This window comes from Candidatus Neomarinimicrobiota bacterium (assembly GCA_022567655.1).
Taxonomy (GTDB): domain Bacteria; phylum Fidelibacterota; class SORT01; order SORT01; family SORT01; genus JADFGO01.
The window spans coordinates 12,427-35,892 of record JADFGO010000012.1 but is presented as its reverse complement, the minus strand read 5'-3'; the positions used below and the strand labels follow the sequence as shown (position 1 = coordinate 35,892).

The following is a 23,466-nucleotide window of genomic DNA, read 5'->3' as shown; positions in this document are numbered from 1 at the left end:
TTCGATTACTTTGTCGTTGATAACGATCTTCATCGGAATCGCTTCATAACGAACAGCAGATTTTACAACGCCCCAAATATAGACCGACAGACCTCTCAAGTATTTAATTTGAGTTACACTGTCGCTAACTAAAGCGTTGAATCCCACGCCTGCCGTGTTAAGACTTATCCTGTCGTTCACCTTGATCACATCTATAGTTCGAACACTTCCTTTCAATAACAGATCTACTGCCGCATTTACTTTGGACGGAATCTTGAGCTCGTTTGCGAAATCATTTCCGGATCCGAGAGGTATGACGCAAAAAATAGAATCGCTTTCTACAAGCCCCTCACCAACCTCATTTATCGTTCCGTCTCCACCAACCGCCACTATCTTCTCAAATTTCCCTGATGCCTCGCGGGCTATTCCGACCGCCTCGCGCGGTGCGTTAGTTAACTCATAATCGAAATCGACATTTCTTTTTTTTAATTCGGCAATGACTGATTGACTCTTTTTAAAAGCCGATCCCTTCCCTGCCTTAGGATTGATGATTAGTTTGATACTCAATAACTGATCTTACTCTGTTTCCGCAATACATTCGATTTCAATTTCAACGTTTAGCGGCAATTTGGATACTTCTACCGCTGCCCTCGCAGGTGGGTCCGACTTAAAAAACTCGGCATAGACCTCGTTCACTATCGGAAAGTTTGTAAGATCGGTCATATAAACGTTTGTCTTAATAACATTTTCGGCAGACATACCCGAAGCGTCAAGGATAGCCATAATATTATTCAAAACTCGGCGAGTCTGCTCCCTAAAATCACCACTGATAATTTCACCGGTTTCCGGATCAAGTGGTATTTGACCTGATACAAAAAGAAAATTACCACTTTTTACAGCCTGGCTATAGGCTCCCACCGGTTTAGGTGCACCTGACGTTGTTATAACCTCCTTATTCATTAATATTCCTTCTTCAATCAGAATATGTGTTAACTTCCATTACTATTTAAAGTCTCGTGTGAGAATACACTTTTAATATAAGAAATATATTGTGCTGATAATAATGGAATCTTTTCCACTTTCCATGAGAGTTATATATATTTAACGTTTGATTAAGGAAGAGATTTGACTACCGACAAAACAGAACCGAATCTTATATCATTTTTTGAGAATCCCGGAACTCTCAAAAAAAATCTTTCTAAGATTGAAAAATCGTTGAGCATAAGTATTGATCAGAAACTTCTCATTCAACTAATTAAGAATAATCCGGCTCCGGACCAGGCGATTAATTTTCTTGAAAGATATATAAACCTCAACAAGAAGCGTACCGATCTATCAAATCTGTTTTACGAACCCGGTCTCGAGTCTTTGCTGACATTATCTGGCCATAGTGAGTATTACGCCGGAGTTTTGTTACGAAGACCGGACCTCTTTCAATACCTGAATCCTGATAATAATTCAGCTCAAAATCTTGATATTGAGGATAGTGCGTTAGAAGATATTGGTATCTCAACCATCCCTTTAAATGACCGGCTACACCAATTGCGTTTATACAAAGAAAAGGCGTTTTTTCAAATTGGTGTGAGGAATATTCTCGGATATGCTGATCTCGAAACGACCATGACCTACCTTTCTAATCTTGCCGATTTCATCATTAAAAAATCTCTCGATATCGCTATATCGACGCTTAATCATAAGTATGATATTCAAGAGAGCACATTTTGCGTTATCAGCGTCGGGAAGCTTGGCGGAAAGGAGCTCAACTACAGTTCGGATATCGACTTATTGTTCGTTTATAATAATGGGAAATCAAGCAGCGACAATGTGAATAAATCAACTCAATTCTCCTATTATTCGGAAATCGCTTCAAAACTCTCTTCGATCCTTTCCGACAAAACCGATGACCTTCAAATGTACCGCGTGGATTTGCGATTACGTCCGGATGGAGAAGCGGGACCAATCGTAAAGGACTTAGCCGGTTACCTTCGCTATTATGAGCGCAGTGGTCACACATGGGAACGGCAGATGCTGATAAAAGCGCGTATCAGTGCCGGGGATATTAATACGGGATCTGAATTTATACGACGTGTAAGACCGTGGATCTATTCACCTGACTCGGGCATGTCATATATCAGAAATATTTATCGAGTCAAATTGAGGAGTGAAAGAAAATATCGATCACGAAATAACATCAAGCTGAGCCCCGGAGGCATAAGAGACATTGAATCGGTCTGTCAAACTCTCCAGCATCTGTTCGGCAGTTCCGTTCCGGAGCTTCAAGGAATAGGTACTTTAGAATCTCTTAAACAGTTGAAATTAAACGGTAAACTTTCGTCCGGAGAATCCGATACATTACAAGAAGCGTATCGTTTTTTCAGGAAGGTAGAACATGCTCTTCAGTATGCCCATAACCGTCAAGTCCATACGCTTCCTATAAAGCACAGCAGCATTCTGCATTTGGCGAAAAGGTTATCACACTCGTCGGCAAGTGAATTGATGAATAAAATTATCGATTATCGGAAGTCGGTAAGGCAAATATTTGAAAATTTATTTATCTCGGAAGTAAACGAAATAGACGTCGATTTGATATTCGATTCCAATTCTGATAACAAAGAAGCGTTGACTGTTATGAAACAATTGGGATTCAAAAACACTCAAAATTCGCTTAAGAATGTTCAGTTTTTATGCAACGGTCATCCTCCACACCTCTTATCAGAATCGATCAAGAACAAATTTATAGACCTCTGGAACGTCTTCTATCATAACTTAAGCAGATCACCCGATATGGATCTCACCTTAAATAACCTCGAAAAGATTGTTCATTCATATAACGCACCGGGCACCTTATATGAATTATTCTTACAACAGCCGGATCTTCTTAAACTATTGATCTTTCTGGCCGGCAGCTCATCTAATGCATCAGATCTTTTATCCGCAAACCCTGAACTCATAGATGGCGTTTTTCAACCGGATCTTCCTCTTGATGCTTCAAAGTTAAAGAATATGTTTAAAAATGAAATTGATAAAAATTTGAACGTCGTTGAATTCAAAAAGGCAGGATTGTTTTTCTTTCTTAGATGGCAGATCACAATATACTTATGGTATTTTCTCGGAGACAGCCATATTAACACAGTTGAAACAGCTTTGACTGATTTAGCTGATGTTATACTTAAAGAATCAGTTGAGAAATTATACTATACCAATGAAATAAATGTACCCTTAACCCTATTTACCTTAGGTAAACATGGAAGTAAAGAAATTGGATTTTCGAGCGACCTTGATCTGATCTTTGTTCTCTCTCCCCCAAATAGGCAGAAAATAAGAGCAAAGGATATAGAACTCGGTACCAGGTTCATCCAGATGTTTAATCAATTGGTCGCCGGGCATGACGAATCATTTCCGATCTACAAATTGGATTACCGCGTTAGACCTGAAGGCAAAAACGCTGTATTATTGACCACCCTCACTGAGTTAACCGATTACTTGAAGAGTAGAGCGTTGTTCTGGGAAGTGATGGCTTTTTCAAAAATAAGACAAATCTGGAATAGCGGCAATTCTATCACTGATGCCGAAGAGATTATTAAAAGTTCAGTCAATGCTCGAAAGCTGACACGCAAGGATTACAGGGAGTTTATGAGGATTACTTTAAGGACACGGAAGGAAAAAACGTCTCCGGATGATTTTAACCTGAAGTGGTCCGAAGGCGGGATAGCCGATATTGAAAATTCAGTTCTATTATCTGCTATCCATTATTCATCCGGTTCAGCGTTGAACACTCCACCAAAGGGTACTATTAATACTATTAAATTTCTCAACGAACAAAATGTTATTTCACGATCACAGTCGGCGTTATTAGAAGAAGCGTATAAGTTTTATAGAATTGTTGAGCAGCATCTGTTTATGTCCCTAAATATAAAGGACAGTAAATTTCCAATCGATCAGGAGAAAAGGCATTATATCAGCAAAGTTATCGGATTAGATACCTGGTATGAACTAAACGATTTATTGGAGGGTTACAGTTCTTCAGTTAAATCTGTTGTAGAAGCTTTGCTGCTTAACGTTGAGAAGTCTCTTAAGTGAGATGAGTAGTAGTCCGGACTGCGTCAGAAATGGCTTTCCGGATCGAATTTTCAGACACATCAACTCCTATCTTTTTCCCATTTGCATCTAATACGTAAAAAGAATCAATCAATCCATCAACTTTGGTTGATATTTTCGCAGTGTATATCATTATATTCAATTCTGATAACGCTCTCGTAATAGAGTATAACAATCCCGGCGAATCGCTTCCGGTAATATCAATTATTGAATAATTTTCAGACTCGTCGAAATCTAAATAGAGTGGGATTTCGCGATGTTTCTTCGCCTTCCATTTCCATCGCTTCTTGTGCTGCTTTAGCAAATCATCTATACTTATGTGATTTTTCAATACGTTAGTCAAATCGAGTTGAATGTTTACTATAACATCATCCGAAAGTGGACCGCCGTCACCTAAATTGATAACGCGAAAATTATCTATAATTAGTTTATCCTTCCGTGTAAATACTTTCGCTTCAAAGATACTTGCATTGTTCACTGAGAAAACACCACAGATATCTGAAAGTAGATATTTCCTATCTGCAGTGATAACAGTGATCTCGCTGAAATTGAATAATCCTTTGCTTTCAATTACGACTATTTCTTTTTCGACCCTATTCGCCATATCAATATGATTGGCAATCTGCCTGCTGTCAAATTCCAGTTGATAAGATGGAGGCAATAGGCTTAGTAAGTCAGAAAAACTTTTCTTATCAACATCATCTTCCAATTCTTCCAACAACCCGCGGCTTACCTCGTCGATTTCTATCTGAATATGTCCATCAATATGATTTTTTGCCCTTCCATAAAGTTCGCTTAACAGCGATCGCTTCCACTCGGACCACACAACCGGGTTGACCGCATAAAGGTCCGCATACGTCAATAGATAGAGAGCGTCGAGTGTTTCATGGTCGATTATTTTGCTTACAAACTTCTCAATAGTTTCCGGAAGGACTAAGTCCCGGCGGAAGGCGGTTTGCTCCATCAGCAAATGGTGTTTAATAAGCCGCGTAATCAGTTCTTTGTTTCCATCGTATTTTATTTTTTCCAATATTTCCCCTGTGATGACAGCGCCTTCGACCTGATGGGTTGACTCGGTTTTTTCGTGAGGTTTGGCAATGTCATGGAATAGCAGTGCAAGTAATAATTCCTGCTTTCTTTCTAATCTATTCATTACGTCATGCAGCTCTCCGACACTATCGAGGGAAGCGACTTTCTCCAGAATCTCAAGAGCTCTCATCGTGTGTTCATCGGTTGTATAATAGTGGTACCTGCTTTTCGGAGCATGGCAGTAAATATCATTCAGTTCGGGAATCAACAGATTCATTACACTTGTTTCAAAAAGATTTCTCAATATGGGCGCCAGATTATTCAGATCCGTGAATAGCTCTATAAATATTGATCTCGATTTGGCCAAATCCGACGACGATGGCTTGTACTCCAAAAGCCGTGATTCTATTTCGTAGAGAAGCCCTGAAGAGGGTCGTAGAGAGTTTATTTTCGAATACTGAAATATTTCCATTATCTCCGTCATACTTGCGCTGAACTTGGCGCTACTCTCTTTCGGCAAATACAGTCTGGTACCGTCCGAATAAATATGATTTAATTCATTTACCGGCTTCCCCGGAGATTTTTTTGAGGTAAGTTTTGCGTCTCTTATTTCTTCTTCCGCGTGCCTCAAAGCGTTAGAGATATATCTTGCGGATTTATAGTAGTTTCTCAAGAACCGATGTATTCCATTCCCCGTGTCATCTACGATCAAATTCTCCACGACACTGTCGCGGACGTCGAACGCGAGGAGATCATTTTTCACACTCTTCTGATAGTGTATCTCATGTCTTATTCGAAGCATCAAGTCGTTTGATTCAATTAATCTTTTGGTTAGATACGGATTCCAATTTCTGACTTTTGATATTTCGTTCAGATGAGAATCTACCCTCGAATAAACCTTTTCGTGTTTGACCGACGGAAGCATCGAACGATTCATATTGAGCCAGATAAGAGAATGGACGTCCCTCAAGCCTCCGGCGCTCTCTTTAACATTTGGTTCAAGCATGCGGCTTGTCGCTCCGTATTTCATGTGTCTTCGGTTTATTTCTTCGAGTTTACAATCCATGAATTTCTCGAATCCGATCGAAAATACTTTTTCATAAAGCTCCGTATGTAGATCTTTTAATATTTCTTTGTCGCCGTGCAATATCCTTAAGTCCAATAGAGATGAAAAAAAATGAATATCCGCGTGCGCTTTTTCGGTTATTTCTTCCCTGGTCAGATACAGACTCGAGACAGACCATCCCAAATCCCATAAAGTTCTGATAATACTTTTTATTGAGTCTTCCGATAATTCGGTGTTCTGAGAATGTACTATCAGCAAGTCAAGATCCGAATATGGTGAAAGCTGACATCTTCCGTATCCGCCGATAGCGGATATAATTGCGTCACTGATATCCTCCGCTTTAATTAGATCCCTTAGGCAAACATCAGCTAAATCGGTCAATGCGATTGAAGTCTCATTACCTGTACTTCCCCGGGAATGAGTTTTTTTTATCTCAAGCCTACTTTGTTCTAAAGATTTGGAGTACTTTTCTAATTGATCGTTCATGTTTGACACTGAAGTCTTACTCGATACTTATTAATAATATAAAACGGGGAAGGATATGATGTAATACTTTAAGTCAAACTCAGAGTTTATTCGGTAAATCTAATAACGGTAAGCCGGTTCCTATATTAAGCCGTTCTATTCTAATATCGGAATCAATAATAGAAAATTCTCCCGTCGCTGAGATTATTCCCTCAAAAAGATGTCCTCCGCGCGTTTCCATTTCACGATTTGATACTACTGCGTGAAGGTGGGTAATAGGCTCCGAACCTTTATAAGCAATATTGCCTACGCAGGAGACAAGCTCTACTTCTTCTGAATACTCCTTCCTTTGGTACTCTTCCTTGTGGATGTCATAGTATCCAAGTACGTAAGAGGACATTGCTCCCAAACCGACCACCGTACCCCCTTTTATACCGGCATGCTCAATAAACTTTCTCAAAGACCGATGTATCTCCTCACCCTTCTCTAATCGAAGCTGGTAACCATATTTGACGGGTTGGTAGTCGAATTTATTCTCCCACAGCGTCCCATGTAATGCGCAATTGTCTGACAGCTCTGGCTTCGTCCAATCTCCGCACAGGGGTGTTATACGGCGCTTTCTTCAACATTTCGGGATCAGTGTCGATTTCTTCATCTATTTGCTTCATGATATTAACGAAATTTTCGATTGATGACTTCGATTCCGATTCCGTCGGCTCTATCATCAAAGCCTCTTTAACTATCAGAGGAAAGTATACTGTCGGCGCATGTACTCCGAAATCAAGCAGCCGTTTTACAATATCACCGGCTTTGACACCACGATTTTTTTGTTCAGAGGCACTTATCACAAGCTCATGCATACAGTGTTGAGAGAAGGGAACCGTATATTTATCGCTGATGAGCGCTTTGAGATAATTGGCGTTTATAATGGCATTCTTCGATGCCGCTTTAAATCCGTCGTATCCGAGTAGTTTTATATATGCGTAGGCTCGTACCAGAACACCGAAATTCCCATAGAAGCCATGCACACGCCCAATCGAATCGGGAAAATCATAATCTAAACTATACTTTCCATTTTGTAATTGTACCCGTGGAACAGGAAGATATTTGGCGAGACTACTCACAACCCCTAAAGGACCTGATCCCGGACCTCCCCCGCCGTGAGGAGTGCTGAAGGTCTTATGTAAATTAAGATGCATTATGTCAAATCCCATATCGGACGGATTGAGAGATGCTGCGAGAGCGTTAAAGTTGGCGCCGTCGAGATAAAGAAGCGCGCCTGCATCATGTATCATTTTAGACACTTCCAATATCCGTTCCTCAAATAAGCCGAGAGTATTCGGATTCGTAATCATCATTCCGGCAACCTCTTCATCGAGCTTAGAGGATAAATCATCAACGTCGACAAGCCCGCGTTTATCGGACACTACCGGAACAGATTCATACCCGCTTATTACAACACTTGCCGGGTTCGTTCCATGAGCGGAATCAGGGATAAGTACTTTTTTTCTCGGGTTCCCATTTGCTGAATGGTACTTTCGCATTATCATAATTCCTGTCAACTCGCCCTGAGAACCGGCGGCAGGCTGGAGCGTGAACGCATCCATTCCTGTCAGGGTGCATAAGCTTTTTTCGAGGTCATAAAGTAATTTAAGCCCGTTTTGTATCGAACTCTCATGCTGGTGCGGATGGATTGCAGAAAATCCGGGTAATCGAGAAACAGTTTCATTGAGTTTCGGATTATATTTCATCGTGCATGAGCCCAGGGGATAGAACCCTTTATCAATATGATGGTTACTGATGCTCATATTTATGAAGTGCCTGGCGATTTCCGGTTCGCTTAGCTCCGGAAGCGCCGGCTTCGATTCCGAGATATATTTTACCGGTATTAATTCTGACAGTTCTTTCTCTTCCACGTCGAGCTTAGGCAATGAATAACCTATTCTACCCTCAACACTCAACTCGTTCAATAACTTTTCCACAGAAAATATTCCCCTATACTTTTTCTTTTAGAAATGATTCCAGAACCGACGCTGACTTTTCAATCGCTTCCTTTAATAATTCCGGGTTTTTACCTCCGGCGGTAGCCATATGATCGCTGCCTCCTCCGCCTCCGCCTATAATTTTGCCCAATGTGGTTACTATATCTTTTGAACTCAGACCAGAGTCAATAAGGTCTTTCGTCATGACTGTAATTAAGGACGCCTTGTTATCAATCTTTGCACCCAAAACTCCTACACCGCTCTTTAACTTATCCCTGAGCGCATCTCCTATACTTTTCATTTCATCAACAGAAGATGAATCAATAATTTTTGCCACCAGAGTAACGCCCTGAATCTCGCTCGCCTCCGAAATCCATGAATCTATTTCTGACAAATAAGAGGATACTTCTTTTTCTTTCAGCTTCTTTTCCAGCTGTTTTTTGGAATCTGATAAATTCCTGATTCTTTCAGCTAATTCGCTTCCACTTGTAGAGAGCTCTCCCTCAATTTCAGAAAGCACATTCATATTTTCCTGAGTATATTTGAAAGCTTCCACTCCCGTTACCGCTTCGATTCTGCGAATGCCCGATGATATACTTGTTTCCTGGGTTATCAGGAACATTCCGATATCACCCGTTCTTCCAACGTGCGTTCCACCGCACAGTTCTTTGCTGAAGTCGCCGATTTCTACCATTCGTACTTCGTCTCCATACTTTTCTCCGAACAGCGCCATCGCTCCTGATTTCTTCGCGTCCTCAAAATTCGTGATTTTTGTCTTTAGTTGAATGTTCTCACGAATTTTACGGTTAACGAGACTCTCAATTTCATTTAATAGACTTTTCGATGGTTTTTCAAAATGCGTATAGTCGAATCGCAGCCGGTCAGAGGCTACGAGTGAACCGGCTTGTTGAACATGAGTGCCCAATATTTTTCTAAGCGCCGCATGCATCAGGTGAGTGGAAGTATGGTTGGGCAGTATATTTTTTCTTCTGTCTTCATCCACCGAAACGATAACCTTCATACCCTCCTTCGGCTTTCCCTCGAGAATTATTCCTATGTGCAAATAATATGAATCGCCGACTTTTTGAGTATCGTTGACCTGAATATTGATATCTTTGTTCTTAATAACTCCGGAATCACCGATCTGTCCACCCGATTCCGCATAATAAGGTGTTTCTTTAAGTAAAAGCGATATATCCTTATTATTCAAAGATATAATCTGGGTTATTTCCGTTTCGGATTCAAGCGTATCATAACCTAAAAAAATCGTTGGATCAGAGTTCAGTTCGACTCCTTCCGGTATTAATTCTTCAACGGCGAATTTCTTACCGGATCGACTTCTTTCCTTCTGGGATGCCATTTCTTCGTTAAACTTTTCAATATCCACGCCTAATCCTTTTTCCTTCGCCATCAGTTCCGTCAAATCTACAGGAAATCCGAAAGTATCATATAACTTAAATATATCCTTCCCGGGAATAACGCTCTTCTTTTCCGTTTCCAGCCGACTTACAACCGAATCGAATAACTCTATACCCCTATCGATTGTTTCGCCGAAATTCACCTCTTCAGCTTTGATAACTTTTTCAATGTACTCCTGTTTTTCGATCAGTTCCGGAAAAGTCTCTCCCATCATTTCGGACAGCGAAGTCACGAGCGTATAAATGAAGGGTTTTTCCATTCCGAGAGTTCTTCCGAACCTGGCTGCCCTCCTGAGCAAGCGTCTTATGACATAACCCCTGCCCTCATTTGACGGCATTACTCCATCTGCTATTGAAATACAGAGCGACCTGAGATGATCTGCGATAACTCTGAATGCCGGCTGATTTTCACCCTTATATTTCTTTTTTGTGATTTTCTCAAGTTCATTTATGATAGGAGAAAAAGAATCGGTATCATAATTCGACCGCTTATCCTGTATGATCGAGACAATCCTTTCAAGTCCCAATCCGGTATCCACATGCTTTTGAGGAAGTTCTTTCAATCTACCCTGAGAATCTCTGTTGAACTGGATGAAAACGAGATTCCAAATTTCAATATAATCAGGATCGTCCGTGTTAATTTTATCGGCGGATTGCTTGGTAATATCATCTCCGATATAATAATGAATTTCCGAGCACGGACCGCAGGGACCGATTTCGCCCATCTCCCAAAAATTATCTTTATCTCCGAATTCTAATACTCTCTCACGAGGCAGCTCCGTAACCTTGGGCCATAGCTTCTTCGCTTCGGCATCCGTTTCGTGCACCGTAGCCCAGAGCCTCTCCTTTTCCAGCCCCCAAACCTCCGTCAGAAGTTCCCACGCCCATTCGATGGCTTCCTTTTTGTAATAATCACCAAACGACCAATTGCCGAGCATTTCGAAGAACGTATGGTGCGAAGTATCTATTCCTACGTCTTCAAGGTCATTGTGTTTACCACTAACCCTGATACACTTCTGAGTGTCCGCTATTCTTGTGTGCTTAACTTTTTCCGTCCCGAGAAAGATGTTTTTGAATTGGTTCATTCCGGCATTGATAAATAACAGCGTGGGATCATCGGCTGGAACGACAGGAGTGGAAGGAACAATTTTATGCCCTCTGTCCTCAAAGAACTTTAGGAATTCCGCCCTGATTTCATTCGACGATTTCATTCTAATCCGTGAAATATCCTTCGTTGTCTGAGATCGCTTCCCTGATCACGTCCCACCTGAACCCGCGCCTCTTAAGATAATCAATATGTTTTTTCATTTCCGCGCGATTTGCCTCTTGCCGATTTTTTAACCGTTTCGATATTAGTTTCTGTATGAGATCATTTTGACTGTATTTTTCATAAGTTCTATTAATTACCTTTTCGGCTAACTCTTTGTCTATTCCTTTGACGCGCAACTCGAACCTGAGTTTTTCCGGACCCCAGGATTTATCCTCAACTTTATAGCTCGAATAACTTAATGCAAACCGCTCGTCATTCAGTAAATCAGTTTCTTCAAGGGTGTGAATGACGTTCTCAATCACTTCAGGCGGATATCCTTTTTTGGAAAGTCTCCGATTCATTTCTGCGATAGACCTGTCACGATAACTCAGGTAAATTATTGCACTCTCTTTTGCTTTTGAAAGGAGGTCTAAATTTAAATTCCCCTGATTTTCTTCGTGCATCTGATTAAAGAAACCGGCTCCTAATAATTTACTCTATTCCTTATCTTCTTCGCTCTCAGTCTCATCTCCATCCTGATCGATCCCGAGAAAAGTTTTAACTTTTATTGTTAACTCCTCCAATACATCAGGGTTTTCATGTAAGTAAATCTTGGTATTTTCTCTACCCTGTCCCAGCCTTTCATCCCCGTATGAATACCAACTGCCCATTTTGGAAATTAAGTCGGCTTCCAATGCTAAATCGAGGATATCAGCCTCGTATGAAATCCCGAAACCGTACATGATGTCGAGTTCTACCTCACGAAATGGAGGCGCCATTTTATTCTTTACGACTTTGACCCGGACCCTGTTTCCAATCGACAAAGAACCTTCTTTGATGGCTCCGATCCTCCTGATATCCATTCTTATAGAAGCATAGAATTTCAACGCCCTTCCACCTGATGTTGTTTCAGGATTGCCGAACATAATGCCTATTTTCTCACGAATTTGATTGATAAAGATCAGGCAAGTATTCGATTTTTTCACGATTCCGGCGAGTTTTCTCAACGCCTGAGACATCAATCGAGCCTGCAGTCCCATATGCGCGTCACCCATTTCCCCTTCCAATTCCGCCCTTGGAACAAGCGCGGCAACGGAATCGATTACTATCGCGTCGATAGCATTACTCCTGACAAGGGTCTCGGTTATCTCCAATGCCTGTTCTCCGGAGTCGGGTTGGGATAGGAGTAGTTCGTCAACATCCACACCAAGTTTCTTCGCATAACGTGGATCAAGTGCATGCTCCGCATCGATAAACGCCACCTTCCCTCCCAACTTTTGTGTTTCAGCTATGATATGAAGGCTCAGCGTGGTTTTGCCCGACGCTTCAGGTCCATAAATTTCAATAACCCTTCCCCTGGGCACTCCTCCTATGCCGAGCGCCGCATCAAGAGAGAGCGCACCGGTCGGTATTACATCGACTGTTCCGAGCAGCGACGCATGATCTCCGAGTTTCATTATAGAACCTTTTCCAAACCGCTTATCTATTTGGGTAATTGCTAAGTCAAGAGCTTTTTCTTTTTCATCTACGGATTTCGCCATTTTGCTCTCCTATTTAATGAGATTTATGGAATTTAACAGAGTGTATACTGCACTACCGGAGGTCAGGTCGCTTTTGATTATATTGATCTTTACCGCTTCAAATTCTATCGGATTAACCTCAAGATCATTCAATCTCTGAGAAAAATCCTGTGCGTCACCCAGACTCTTTATTCTACCTATAGTCAGGTGGGGTTTAAACTTCCTGTTTTCTCTTTTGAAACCGATCCGATGCAGCGCAGAATCACATTTTTCCGCCAATAATTCAAGTTCAGAGGTACGTCCTCCTATACCTGCCCAGATAATTTTTGGTCGTCTTTTATTGGGGAATAGTCCCACATTTGACAAATTCAATTGAAATGAATTAAAGCTTTTTGAAGCAGTGTTTATCGTTTCATAGATATCAGGAATTAAACGTTCTTCGACGCCGCCCAGGAATTTGAGCGTCAAATGAGTATTTTCTTTACTCACCCATCTAATTTTCGCATCCTTAATGACCAATCGCCTCTGTATTTCTACTATTTCTTTTTTAACTTCTTCCGGTAGTTCAAGCGCTATAAATGTCCTGATTTTCATTTCAAGATAGATAGTAAATGTAAATCTTAACTTAGTCGTAAGCAAAAGAAAATATTCGTCGGCATTAACTGAATTTAATAATATCCTGAACCGATTGAAGCAATACTCGTTTATTCAATTTATGTGCATCTATTGACTTTACCGTGTGATTAAAATACCTTTGAATTGACCTGTAAAACAGCAATTTGAGGCAGTTACAATAAAATTTATAATAATTTTGAGCGGCGTTCTGCTGATCTTCCATGCGCCTTCTGTAGGCCAGCAATTTGCGGACAGTTCCGCAGTCTCGCCCGTACGTCTCCCTTCGCAGCGGTTAGCGGTATATCCTCTTCAGTCTGAAGGTTTAAATAATCGCATTATGAATGATATATCAAATAAAATTCAAACTACTTTAAAAAAGAACGGGAACTATTTATTGCTGAGCAATGACCAAACAAGAGAGATTCTCCGAAGCCAGAATATACGGTTTGACACCCCATGCATGGATGTGAATTGTTTAGCGGCGTTCGGAAAAAATACAGGTGTAGATTTTACTATCGGAGGTGAAATAAAGTTAGTTCCGGGCGGCTATCATTTGAAATTAATTCTCGTCGGCAGTGTCCAGAACAGAGCGATGAATTCTATCTCAAAAAAACTCACAGATAATATCGTTCATATTATACAGACCGACATTCCTTCTATTATTAACGATTTATTGGCTTCGCCGAAGTCTGACGTCCCGAGATCTTTAACTGTGAAAAGCGATGTTGACAGCGCTATTGTTTATATAGACGGCATACTCGTTGGAAAGACTCCATACACGACGTCCGATATTGCATTTGGAGAATATACAGTAAAAACGGTGAATACGATCGAATTTAAAGAACAGGTTGAGATAATCAGCATAACCCGCGAAACACCAGCAGTAACCGTCGAATCTAACTTCAGGTTTAAACTCGGAAAACTATACGTTTCGGGCCTTCCTTACGGCGCAGATTTGACTATCAACAACCTGCCTGTCGGCGTGATTCCATATAAAGACACAATGGTATTTTGGGGGAGCTATAATGTCAAAGCGCACCATATAGGATACTATAGCGAGGAAGTACTGACCGAGATAGGTAGTTACAATCCAAACCACATTGAAATAGTTTTGAAACGAAAATCTCCGGCTCTTGCCGCATTTTATTCGTTCGTGATACCCGGATGGGGACAGAGTTATTCCGAGCATTGGAAAAGAGCTCTCGCGTTCCCAATCATAGTTTCGTCTGTGATCGCCTGGAGTGTTTCTGCAGATCGCGAATATTCCAAAGCGCTCGATAATTATGACGTTAAGAGGATGAAATATATTGATTCGCTAAATCTAAATCAGCAGATTAAGATAACACGGTCAGAAATGGACAATGCACTCGATGAAGCTAATCAAAAAAGGCTGATAGGATTTACAGCTGTAGCTATTTCAACAGTATTATGGATTTTCAATGTAATGGATGCGTATATGAGTTTCCCTCCTGCTATCAGAGACCCCTGGGAATCGGAAAAAGCTAGATTCCCCGCTTTGAGTTATTCTGTGACCGAAAATGCTTTAATTATATCAATGGAAGCAAATTTCTAAATATGAGCGCCAAATATTTACCGATATTCTCACTGTTGTTTGTTTCATGTTCATTGTTCGGTGACGAACCTGAATCGACCGATTATGCGAACGTATGGGATAATAAATCGTCGGATTACAAGAAACCGGAAACAATTCTTACCGAAGTACCGAATTCTTATATAAAAAAACACACTGCTGTTTTCAAGTGGCGATCCACTCGAACCGGTTCTCCCGACGTTGCGGGAATAGACACCTCGGAATACGTAAACATCAAATGGTCATACAGGCTCAACAACGGAACATTCACTGATTCCGCAGCAATCGATTCAGTAAAATTCACTTTCCTTACCGATACGCTCAATGTCTTTGAAGTCAGAACGCACTACCCGAATGGAGAAGTAGAATTTCCCCCTACCCGCTATGAGTTCAGAGTTGATAATATTGACGGCATCTCCCTCAGATTTCACCCGAGAAAATTCGACGTCGCCAGAGTAGGAGAACCCTTCATCATGGAGATATATGCGGAGGAGGTGGACAGCTTAACGGGAGCTAAGATCGTTTTGGAATATTCACCCGATTCCCTCAAGATCGAAAGCGCCAGAGCTCCTGCCGATGAAAATAATATACTGCTCAAAAACGGCGGAACAGCGCTGTTCATGGATCCGATTCTCCCGGATGCCTCAGGAACGATAACTCTCAACATGGCTGTTGCAGGCGCTCCGCCGTATTTCGTCGACGGAACTGGAAAGTTGGCGGTGCTGACTCTGGTACCGCTCCTGCCGGGAACATCACGAATTAGTTTCTCTTCGGAATCAAAGTACAGATTCTTTGATAACAGCGATATCACGATTGTCAATAGAGTAGACGGAATTATCATTGCTGAGTAATTTTAGACCGATATCCCCTGTTATCGCTCTCATAATAGCGTTCGCACCCGTTATCACAGCTGCCCAGTTGACTCCTTCGATAACAGTAACTCTGGTCAGAGCGGGCGAAATGTCGGGAGATATATCATTCGACTATTTGATCACCGACGTTGATAGTCTGGCAGTTAGCCTGCTCGTTGAATTCGATGTGGGAAACGGCTGGCTTCCGACTGCGACTACAGGAAATCTGACGGATATACTCCCTGCTTCCTATTCGGGGAGCATTATCTGGAATTCGTCAACCAATGCTGAGGGGGTCGATGCTTTTAATGCTAAGATTCGTATTACCCCTTCAAACGACAACGGCACCGGCGCACCGGGTGAAAGCAATTCATTCCACCTTGACAATAATCTGCTCCCGTCCGCCGCCATTGAGACTCCATCGGGCGAGCTCACACGTGACGTCGAGTTCACTTACACTTTATCTGATCCTGAAGGAGATATCCTGAGCCTGATCGGCGAATATAACGTGAGCGGAGTCTGGCAGGGGGCTCTGTCTGTACCCGGGATCAGTGCAGCAAATTACTCCGGATCGTTCACCTGGTCGTCCGGTAATGATCTGCCGGGAATCGATAACACCGGAGTATTGTTCAGGATAACCGTAAGTGATAACGATGAAGGCGGCAGTTCCGCAACCGGGGCGTTTCATCTGGATAACAACAACCCTCCTTCCATTTTCGCGTTTGGACCTTTGGCCGAATTCAGAGGCGATGCACAAATTAATTTCAACCTCTTTGACGATGAGAACGACCTCATTGGAATTAGGGTCGAGTATTCCGATGACAACGGTTCCTCCTGGAATCCCGCTGATATTACAGGGGATACTTCCGGAATTACGGCAAGTTCGGGCAGCATACTATGGCACTCCTTGAACGACCTACCCGAACTGGTCGGCGAAGCCTTATCCGCCTTACCCCATCTGACAACGATATCGGCTCTTCCGCATCCGTCACGCTTCAGATAGATAACATCGGAGCGCCCAAAACAGTTATTACGACTTCTATACCTTCGGAAATAAGTGGTGATTTTTCTTTCGATTACCGTATAATCGACGAAGAATCTGATATAGTATTTCTTGAAGTGGAGTTCCGCAGGGGTACATCTTTTCCATGGCTGACAGCGGATATTAGCGGTAGCCTAAGCGAATTATTGCCTGACAGATACACCGGCACGTTAATATGGAGAACTGACTCTTTAGGTCAGCTATCTCACGAAGATCGATTTAATGCAGGGCTAAGGATCAGGGGAACCGATGAAAATTCAGGTGACTGGTTTGAAATTCCCGGGATACACGTGGATAATAATGAACGCCCTCAGCTTCTTTCGGTTTCGTCTATTCCCGATACCATAACGGGAAAGGTGGATATTCCACTTGAAGTAGATGACGTGGAGAGCGATACCCTCTCAATTTGGATTCAATTCAGCAGGAACGGCGGCTCGACGTGGAAACAGGGAACAGCCTTCGGAGAGTCATCCGGAATTACTCGAGCCAACTACGACCCTGTCATTATCTGGGATTCTGTTATTGATTTGGGATTTCTTCTCGGGGCGGAGACCAGACTTAGGATTGCATCGGTTGATAACGACTTGAGCAATATTGTGGAAACTAATGATTTTGTCGTCAATAACTTCGTCGGGGATTTCTCGGGCGACTCTTTGATCAACTTTGATGACGTAGCAGGATTTCAGGATACATGGATAAGACAGGATACAATCCGCGAAACCGGTCCGATTGTTCCCGGAACTGAACCCCCTGAGCTAATCGTGCAAAAAGACGGAGTGATCGACTTTGAGGACCTGATGATATTCGTCCTGATGTTTAACTGGTCGTACGAAAACGAAAATCCGACCCTGCTCAAAGAGACCTATCTATCGTTTAATGAAAAAGATGAGAATCCTGTTCTGATAGAAAATGTGAATAACGATAATTCCACCGTTTCGTTATTTATTTCAATTCCCGATCTTATTAACGTGTGGTCAGCGCGATTTTTGCTCTCATATGATGAAAATGGGTTGTTTGTGTCTGACGTCTCTCTAACATCGGAATACTCCGAAAACCGTAGCAATCTGTTTCTAAAACGAAACGAAGCGGGAATATCCGATATAATAATTGCCCCGCTTGATGGATTGCCGCTCAGTGATTGGCGTGATAAGATTGTGAAAATCACTCTGAACTCGATATCCGGAGAGTATAACGGTTCTATCGGATTGGCGTATGATCTCAGGGATGAATCCGGGAGGGAAGTTGAGAAGGGGATGTTCAGTTATCCTTTGGAAATTTCTCTTCCCCTGCCGGAAGATTTTCTTTTACATAATAATTATCCCAACCCGTTCAATCCCTCAACTCTGATTTCCTTCGATCTTCCCGAACAAAGACATGTCAAGCTTGTCGTTTATAATCTCTTGGGTGAGGAGGTGAGACTCTTGATAAACGAGGAAAGGAAAGCCGGAAGACAAAATATTACCTGGAATGCCGATTCCAATTCCGGCGAAAGAGTGTCATCGGGTATATACTTTTATTCTTTGAGAGCTGGAAACTTCTATTCCGTAAAAAAAATGATACTGCTCAGGTAAAGTTGCTGCTGTTGCACGAAATGACTAATCTCTTTTTTTGAGCCTATTCCATAAAAATCCTAAAGCCGCCCCCGCACTTCTTTTCTTATTGATCTCCCGCGTATCGCCAAACTGATATTTGACCGAGTCGTTTACCGTCGAGTCTGAATATCCGATATAGACAAGTCCGACGGGTTTAGTTTCCGTTCCGCCTCCGGGACCCGCTACCCCGGTAATCGACAGACCTATACTGCTCTTAAGTTTTTCCCTTACCCCTCGAGCCATCTCGACTGCTGTCTCCGGACTAACCGCCCCTTCTTTCTCTAACGTCTCCCTTTTAACCGCTAATTGATTTATCTTAACATCATTGCTGTACGAAACTATCCCGCCCAGAAAATACTTTGATGCTCCGGGTACCAGCGTAATAATGTCCTGAATCATACCACCGGTACATGATTCGGCGACGGATAGTGTCAACTTGTTTCCGATCATCTCTTTTGCTATCACCTCCGGAAGACTATCACCATCCGTAGAATAGGTGTACCGGGATAATTCTTTATTCAGCATTCTTAAGGATTCAGCCAATCTTTCATCTACCTCAACTTCATCCGTACCTTCTGCGGTTAACCTGATCCTGACTCCGTCGTAGCCCGGAAGATAGGCTATTGAGACATTGTCGAATTTCTCCCTGTAAGATTCCACGATTTCCGATATCCCCGTCTCCCCTATCCCGACAGTGCCGATAGTTTTATACCTGATAACTCGTCCCTTATTTTGATTCCTTATATGCGGGATGACCCATTCATCGAGGATTCTGTGCATCTCATGCGGCACTCCCGGTAGTGAGTAGAACTCCGAGCCCTCCTTTTGAAAATGCATCCCCTGCGCTGAACCAAGTTCGTTCGGGATAATGGAGCAACTGTCGGGATATTCCGCCTGTCCGATATTCGAATCGTAAAATTCCCAACCTCTTTCAGCAAACCGATTTTTTAGATTCTGCAACAAATCCTGATGAAGAACGAGCTCACCCCCGAAGTATTTTAAAAATGCGCTTTTCGTAACGTCATCTTTTGTGGGACCCAAACCCCCGGTGATTATTACGTGATCATTTTTACCTGAAAAATCACTTAAAGCCTCCACGATAGCGTCGATTTCATCGCCGACGGTTGTAATCTTTTCTAATCGGATTCCCACTCTGACGAGAGCATCAGCGATATAACCTGAATTTGTATCTCTGACTTGACCTATCAGTATCTCATCGCCTATAATTATCAAAACCGCGTTCATGCGAGTAATCTTCCCGTTCCCCATAAAACTGCCCCGGCATAGACTCCTGCAGCAGCGTCGTCTAACATAACTCCGTACCCCCCCTTCAGCCGTTCGATTTTTTTTATCGGATAAGGCTTAACAATGTCAAAAATACGGAAAAGCACTATCGCAGCGATGATCCACCACACTTGCATTGGTATAAAAAGGAGAGTTACCCACATACCCGCAATTTCGTCAATTACGATAATATTATTGTCAGGAACCCCTGTTTCCATCTCTATTTTTGATGCGGTGTAAGCGCCTAATAAAATTAAACCGAGAATCGCGGCAATCTTAATTTCAATTTGGTAGACCGGCACGATAAGAAATATCGCAGCACCGAGAAGACTGCCGTAAGTTCCGGGCATGGGAGGAATATTGCCGACCCCAAATCCCGTGGCAATGAGGTAGTGAACGGATTTCATGAATTATTGAGAGTTCAGGATTGTCCTGTAAATCCGTACCGCCATCTGCTTCACGAATCTCCGGTTACCTATCAGGTAGGAAATTCCCGAATACATCGTGATGAAGACTATGAATAACATAGCCGCATAGAATATACCGCTTTGATCAACGATATTTTGATATTCAATTTTGAGGCTCTTTCCGAATGGATTATGTATTAGGTTTTCATAAATCAAAATCAAAGATATGAGCGATATCTGAAATGTAGTCTTCCACTTGGCGAACTTTTCTGTCTTGATATGTTTATTCTTCCTTAGACCATATGCCCTCACACCGGTGATTACGGCGTCTCTAAATATCACGGCGAGAACCATCCATAACTTCAGGTAGCCCAGCATTACGAGACCGAAAAAAGCCGTGCTGAGCAATATCTTATCTGCGAGAGGGTCGACGAAAGCTCCCCACCTTGAAACCGTGCCGTATTTTCTCGCTATCATCCCGTCGTATAGATCGGTTAAAGCGGCGATAGCGAAAATACCGGTTGCGATAATCAGGTTATAGGAACCGCTCCCGAATAATAAAAATACGATAAAAGCCGGCGTCAGGGCGATCCTCAGCACGGTCAGCTGATTAGGTAATATCATTCGCTAACTTCTTCCTTCAACTCTACTCTTCCCTCTAATGCGCGGATAAGCGTCACCTGATCTGTATGCTCTAAAGCGCTCCCCATAGGAATTCCGCGTGCAATGCGGGTTATTTTTACCTTGCTTTTCTTCAGCTCTTTCTGCAGATATAATGTAGTTGTCTCACCTTCAATACTCGGATTTGTAGCGATGATAACCTCTTTGACATTCTTTAATCGTTTGTACAATTCCTTTATGTGCAGGTCTTCCGGTCCTATGCCGTCCATAGGAGATATGACGCCTCCGAGTACATGAAACAATCCATTGTACTCTCCACTCCCATCGATAGCATACAGATCACTCGGCTCTTCCACCACGCATAACACGGTCCTATCACGACGTTCACTCTGACAAATAGAGCAGGGTGAAATTTCGGTAAAGTTAAAACATATTTCGCACTCACCTACTTTGTCCTTAACTTCTAAAAGAACCTCAGCAAGCTTCTCCACTCTCGATTTACTTTGTTTTAAAAAGTAATAAGCAAGCCTTTGCGCCGATTTCCTTCCGATACCGGGAAGCCGGGAAAGTTCCGATATGAGTATTTCTAAGAGTGGAGATAAATGAGCCATCTGATAACTTGTCACATCCCTGAAAAAGGCAATTTCATTCCTCCGGGTAAGCTACCCAGCAACCCACCCGTCGCCTGCTGCATATGCTCCGCTGCCGCTTCCTGTGATCGTGTCAGCGCCTGGTTGGTCGCCGCTAAAACCAGATCTTCGAGCATCTCAACGTCTTCGGTAATTACCTGAGGCTCAATTTTAATCGAGAGTAATTCTTGCTTTCCGTTTACGGTAGCCACTACCATGCCACCTCCGGCGCTGCCCTCTACTTCTAAGTTTTCAAGTTCTTTTTGCACGCTCTCGATCTGACTCTGTACCTTTTGGGCTTGCTTCAAGATGTTATTCATATCAAATTTCAATCTTCTTCCTCCCCTTTTAAAGTGTTAATTTACCACCAAATAAGTCAATAATCTTTTCTACTGTAGGATTCTTTGAAATCTCCTCATCGGTGCTGACAATTTCACTCTCGCCGGGATCGATATCCTCGATTTTGCTCTCTTTGAATTCCCCTAACGCCGTTTTGATAATCAAATCCCGGTCTGTGATCTTTTTCATGACATCTCTAATATATCCTGAGTTGTGTTCAACCGAATCTTTTGCATATTCATCGCTTTGATCGAACGAGAGTTCGAGATAATTACCGTTAATCGCTGTCGGGATCGCTTTTTTCAATACGTTCCCGAGCGTGCCTCTCGAATCGGAAACCTCCGCCACGATCGATCTCCATACGTCCATAAATTCATTTATATTCGTATTCTCATTCCTTGATTCGTTTTTGTTCTCCCTCTTTACCGGGTCAGCTGCAGGTGAAGTATCACTCGTCACTTCATTCGATTCCTTCGATTTGAGCGATTCAGAATTTTTACTATCCGCATCCTTTGGCGCATCATCTTTTTGTTCAGTTGAATATCCCAATTCGTTTAAGATAGATTCGATTTCAATGCTTTTATCCATGTTACAGATATTTATCATCAACATTTCAAATAACATTCTCGGCATAACGCTCTTTGAAAATTCCGACAGCGTATCCTGTGCCATCTTTAACGTTCTTTGAATCTCCGATGTCGTCAGATCATCTTTTTTTGTGAGATATAGCTCCTTGATCGATTTTGTAGATTCTAATAAATCAGCCGATTGAGAAGTATGTACGATTAATAATGACCGTAAATGCTCAAGCAGGCCCATGACGAGAGTTTGTGGATCATGACCCTGCGACATCAGATCTTCAACAAGATTCATTGCGGCTTCGGAATTTCCCGTCGTTGCCAAATCCGTTATCGAGAAAAACACTTCCTCTTTCACCACACCAAGCATCGACACTATGGAATTATATTCGATGTCGCCGTTCGAAAACGATATCACCTGATCGAGCAGACTCAAGGCATCTCTCATGCCTCCATCTGCTTTTCTCGAAATCAGGATTAAGGAGTTTTCATCAATTTTGATTGATTCTTTAGCGGATATTTCTTTAAGAGCCTCGATTATGTCCGCACTCGGGATTCGTTTGAAATCAAATCTCTGACATCTCGACAAGATAGTCGGCGGCACTTTATTCGGCTGCGTGGTCGCAAATATGAACACAACGTTCGGAGGAGGTTCTTCGAGCGTTTTAAGAAGGGCGTTAAACGCTTCTTTCGTCAGCATATGCACTTCATCGATGATTACGACCTTATACTCGGATTTCATCGGTGGATGACGGAGATAATCCTGAAGATCATCCCGGATTTTGTCTATACCCCTGTAGGTAGCACCGTCTATCTCCAAAACATCAAGGCTGCGGCCCTCTGTAATTTCTTTGCAAATTTCACAGGTTCCGCATGGTTCCGCAATTTCGCCTTCCGTGCAGTTCAAAGATTTTGCGAGTATTCTGGCCGTCGTGGTTTTTCCTACGCCTCTCGGTCCGGAAAGAATATATGCGTGTGACAATCTCTCTGATTTCAGCGCATTCTGAAGCGTCTGAGTGACGTGTTTTTGACCGATGACGTCGTCAAATTTTTGCGGTCTGTATTTTCTCGATAATACTAAGTATGACAACTTAACGTTCCTTTAAAAAAC

20 protein-coding genes are annotated in these 23,466 nt (G+C 42.3%); 5 read left to right on the top strand and 15 right to left on the bottom strand.

The genetic code is table 11. The annotated features are described in order from the left end of the window. Both IID12_02510 and IID12_02505 read right to left on the bottom strand, forming a co-directional pair. A partial coding sequence (locus tag IID12_02510; protein MCH8287965.1) for a diacylglycerol kinase family lipid kinase occupies window positions 1–546 on the bottom strand: 546 nt, incomplete at its 3' end. A 9-nt stretch (window positions 547–555) separates the two neighbouring features. Further along, entirely contained in the window at window positions 556–939 is a 384-nt protein-coding gene (locus IID12_02505) for a RidA family protein (protein ID MCH8287964.1), read from the bottom strand. A 165-nt stretch (window positions 940–1,104) separates the two neighbouring features. On the opposite strand from IID12_02505, the gene IID12_02500 reads away from it, so the two are divergent. Further along, window positions 1,105–4,059 (top strand): hypothetical protein, encoded by a 2,955-nt coding sequence (locus IID12_02500; protein ID MCH8287963.1) that lies wholly within the window; start codon window positions 1,105–1,107, stop codon window positions 4,057–4,059. Here the strand turns inward: IID12_02500 and IID12_02495 are convergent. The 7 genes from IID12_02495 to thpR form a co-directional block, all read right to left on the bottom strand. After that, window positions 4,052–6,658 carry an HD domain-containing protein gene (locus IID12_02495; GenBank protein MCH8287962.1) on the bottom strand — a complete coding sequence of 869 codons (2,607 nt, stop codon included), beginning with the start codon at window positions 6,656–6,658 and terminating at the stop codon, window positions 4,052–4,054. The genes IID12_02500 and IID12_02495 overlap by 8 nt on opposite strands. Window positions 6,659–6,737: 79 nt before the next feature. Beyond that, window positions 6,738–7,097 carry a DUF296 domain-containing protein gene (locus IID12_02490; protein MCH8287961.1) on the bottom strand — a complete coding sequence of 120 codons (360 nt, stop codon included), beginning with the start codon at window positions 7,095–7,097 and terminating at the stop codon, window positions 6,738–6,740. A 70-nt stretch (window positions 7,098–7,167) separates the two neighbouring features. After that, the gene (gcvPB, locus tag IID12_02485; protein ID MCH8287960.1) at window positions 7,168–8,619 is read right to left on the bottom strand and encodes an aminomethyl-transferring glycine dehydrogenase subunit GcvPB; all 1,452 of its coding nucleotides are present in this window, start codon (window positions 8,617–8,619) and stop codon (window positions 7,168–7,170) included. A gap of 13 nt (window positions 8,620–8,632) precedes the next feature. Continuing rightward, the gene (gene alaS / locus IID12_02480) at window positions 8,633–11,248 is read right to left on the bottom strand and encodes an alanine--tRNA ligase (GenBank protein ID MCH8287959.1); all 2,616 of its coding nucleotides are present in this window, start codon (window positions 11,246–11,248) and stop codon (window positions 8,633–8,635) included. Between the two features lies 1 nt (window position 11,249). Further along, complete coding sequence (locus IID12_02475) at window positions 11,250–11,750, bottom strand: regulatory protein RecX (protein MCH8287958.1); 501 nt, start codon at window positions 11,748–11,750, stop codon at window positions 11,250–11,252. Between the two features lie 33 nt (window positions 11,751–11,783). After that, entirely contained in the window at window positions 11,784–12,827 is a 1,044-nt protein-coding gene (gene recA / locus IID12_02470) for a recombinase RecA (protein MCH8287957.1), read from the bottom strand. Window positions 12,828–12,836: 9 nt separating this feature from the next. After that, on the bottom strand, window positions 12,837–13,400 hold the full coding sequence (gene thpR / locus IID12_02465) for an RNA 2',3'-cyclic phosphodiesterase (protein ID MCH8287956.1): 564 nt from the start codon (window positions 13,398–13,400) through the stop codon (window positions 12,837–12,839). 358 nt (window positions 13,401–13,758) lie between these two features. Here thpR and IID12_02460 point away from each other — a divergent pair, with 358 nt between their 5' ends. Genes IID12_02460 through IID12_02445 form a run of 4 tightly spaced genes read left to right on the top strand, consistent with a single transcriptional unit; the run spans window position 13,759 to window position 18,476 of the window. Continuing rightward, entirely contained in the window at window positions 13,759–14,994 is a 1,236-nt protein-coding gene (locus IID12_02460) for a PEGA domain-containing protein (protein MCH8287955.1), read from the top strand. A 2-nt stretch (window positions 14,995–14,996) separates the two neighbouring features. Next, window positions 14,997–15,863, top strand: a complete 867-nt coding sequence (locus IID12_02455; GenBank protein ID MCH8287954.1) for a hypothetical protein — start codon at window positions 14,997–14,999, stop codon at window positions 15,861–15,863. Next, complete coding sequence (locus tag IID12_02450) at window positions 15,853–16,866, top strand: hypothetical protein (GenBank protein ID MCH8287953.1); 1,014 nt, start codon at window positions 15,853–15,855, stop codon at window positions 16,864–16,866. The genes IID12_02455 and IID12_02450 overlap by 11 nt, the downstream gene beginning before the upstream one ends. Beyond that, window positions 16,761–18,476, top strand: coding sequence for a T9SS type A sorting domain-containing protein (locus tag IID12_02445; GenBank protein ID MCH8287952.1), 1,716 nt, complete (start codon window positions 16,761–16,763; stop codon window positions 18,474–18,476). Before IID12_02450 ends, IID12_02445 begins: the two co-directional genes overlap by 106 nt. Window positions 18,477–18,500: 24 nt before the next feature. Here the strand turns inward: IID12_02445 and IID12_02440 are convergent, their stop codons facing one another. From IID12_02440 to dnaX, 6 genes are read right to left on the bottom strand one after another with little or no spacing between them, the layout of a single operon-like run. After that, complete coding sequence (locus IID12_02440) at window positions 18,501–19,742, bottom strand: competence/damage-inducible protein A (protein MCH8287951.1); 1,242 nt, start codon at window positions 19,740–19,742, stop codon at window positions 18,501–18,503. Next, window positions 19,739–20,188, bottom strand: a complete 450-nt coding sequence (locus IID12_02435; GenBank protein MCH8287950.1) for a phosphatidylglycerophosphatase A — start codon at window positions 20,186–20,188, stop codon at window positions 19,739–19,741. The genes IID12_02440 and IID12_02435 overlap by 4 nt, the downstream gene beginning before the upstream one ends. Window positions 20,189–20,191: 3 nt before the next feature. After that, complete coding sequence (gene pgsA / locus IID12_02430; GenBank protein MCH8287949.1) at window positions 20,192–20,812, bottom strand: CDP-diacylglycerol--glycerol-3-phosphate 3-phosphatidyltransferase; 621 nt, start codon at window positions 20,810–20,812, stop codon at window positions 20,192–20,194. Continuing rightward, on the bottom strand, window positions 20,809–21,420 hold the full coding sequence (gene recR / locus IID12_02425) for a recombination protein RecR (protein ID MCH8287948.1): 612 nt from the start codon (window positions 21,418–21,420) through the stop codon (window positions 20,809–20,811). The genes pgsA and recR overlap by 4 nt, the downstream gene beginning before the upstream one ends. Before the next feature lie 11 nt (window positions 21,421–21,431). Further along, window positions 21,432–21,770, bottom strand: coding sequence for a YbaB/EbfC family nucleoid-associated protein (locus IID12_02420; GenBank protein MCH8287947.1), 339 nt, complete (start codon window positions 21,768–21,770; stop codon window positions 21,432–21,434). Window positions 21,771–21,786: 16 nt separating this feature from the next. Then, complete coding sequence (dnaX, locus tag IID12_02415; GenBank protein MCH8287946.1) at window positions 21,787–23,445, bottom strand: DNA polymerase III subunit gamma/tau; 1,659 nt, start codon at window positions 23,443–23,445, stop codon at window positions 21,787–21,789. Window positions 23,446–23,466 lie beyond the last annotated feature (21 nt).

Excerpts from the sequence above, each read along its gene's own strand:
- IID12_02475 (MCH8287958.1), bottom strand. The coding sequence starts at position 11,750 with ATGCACGAAGAAAATCAGGGGAATTTAAATTTAGACCTCCTTTCAAAA.
- IID12_02495 (MCH8287962.1), bottom strand. The coding sequence starts at position 6,658 with ATGAACGATCAATTAGAAAAGTACTCCAAATCTTTAGAACAAAGTAGG.
- IID12_02435 (MCH8287950.1), bottom strand. The coding sequence starts at position 20,188 with ATGAAATCCGTTCACTACCTCATTGCCACGGGATTTGGGGTCGGCAAT.
- thpR (MCH8287956.1), bottom strand. The coding sequence starts at position 13,400 with ATGAAAATCAGGACATTTATAGCGCTTGAACTACCGGAAGAAGTTAAA.
- pgsA (MCH8287949.1), bottom strand. The coding sequence starts at position 20,812 with ATGATATTACCTAATCAGCTGACCGTGCTGAGGATCGCCCTGACGCCG.
- IID12_02445 (MCH8287952.1), top strand. The coding sequence starts at position 16,761 with ATGGCACTCCTTGAACGACCTACCCGAACTGGTCGGCGAAGCCTTATC.
- IID12_02455 (MCH8287954.1), top strand. The coding sequence starts at position 14,997 with ATGAGCGCCAAATATTTACCGATATTCTCACTGTTGTTTGTTTCATGT.
- recA (MCH8287957.1), bottom strand. The coding sequence starts at position 12,827 with ATGGCGAAATCCGTAGATGAAAAAGAAAAAGCTCTTGACTTAGCAATT.
- IID12_02440 (MCH8287951.1), bottom strand. The coding sequence starts at position 19,742 with ATGAACGCGGTTTTGATAATTATAGGCGATGAGATACTGATAGGTCAA.
- IID12_02460 (MCH8287955.1), top strand. The coding sequence starts at position 13,759 with ATGAATGATATATCAAATAAAATTCAAACTACTTTAAAAAAGAACGGG.
- IID12_02505 (MCH8287964.1), bottom strand. The coding sequence starts at position 939 with ATGAATAAGGAGGTTATAACAACGTCAGGTGCACCTAAACCGGTGGGA.
- alaS (MCH8287959.1), bottom strand. The coding sequence starts at position 11,248 with ATGAAATCGTCGAATGAAATCAGGGCGGAATTCCTAAAGTTCTTTGAG.
- recR (MCH8287948.1), bottom strand. The coding sequence starts at position 21,420 with ATGGCTCATTTATCTCCACTCTTAGAAATACTCATATCGGAACTTTCC.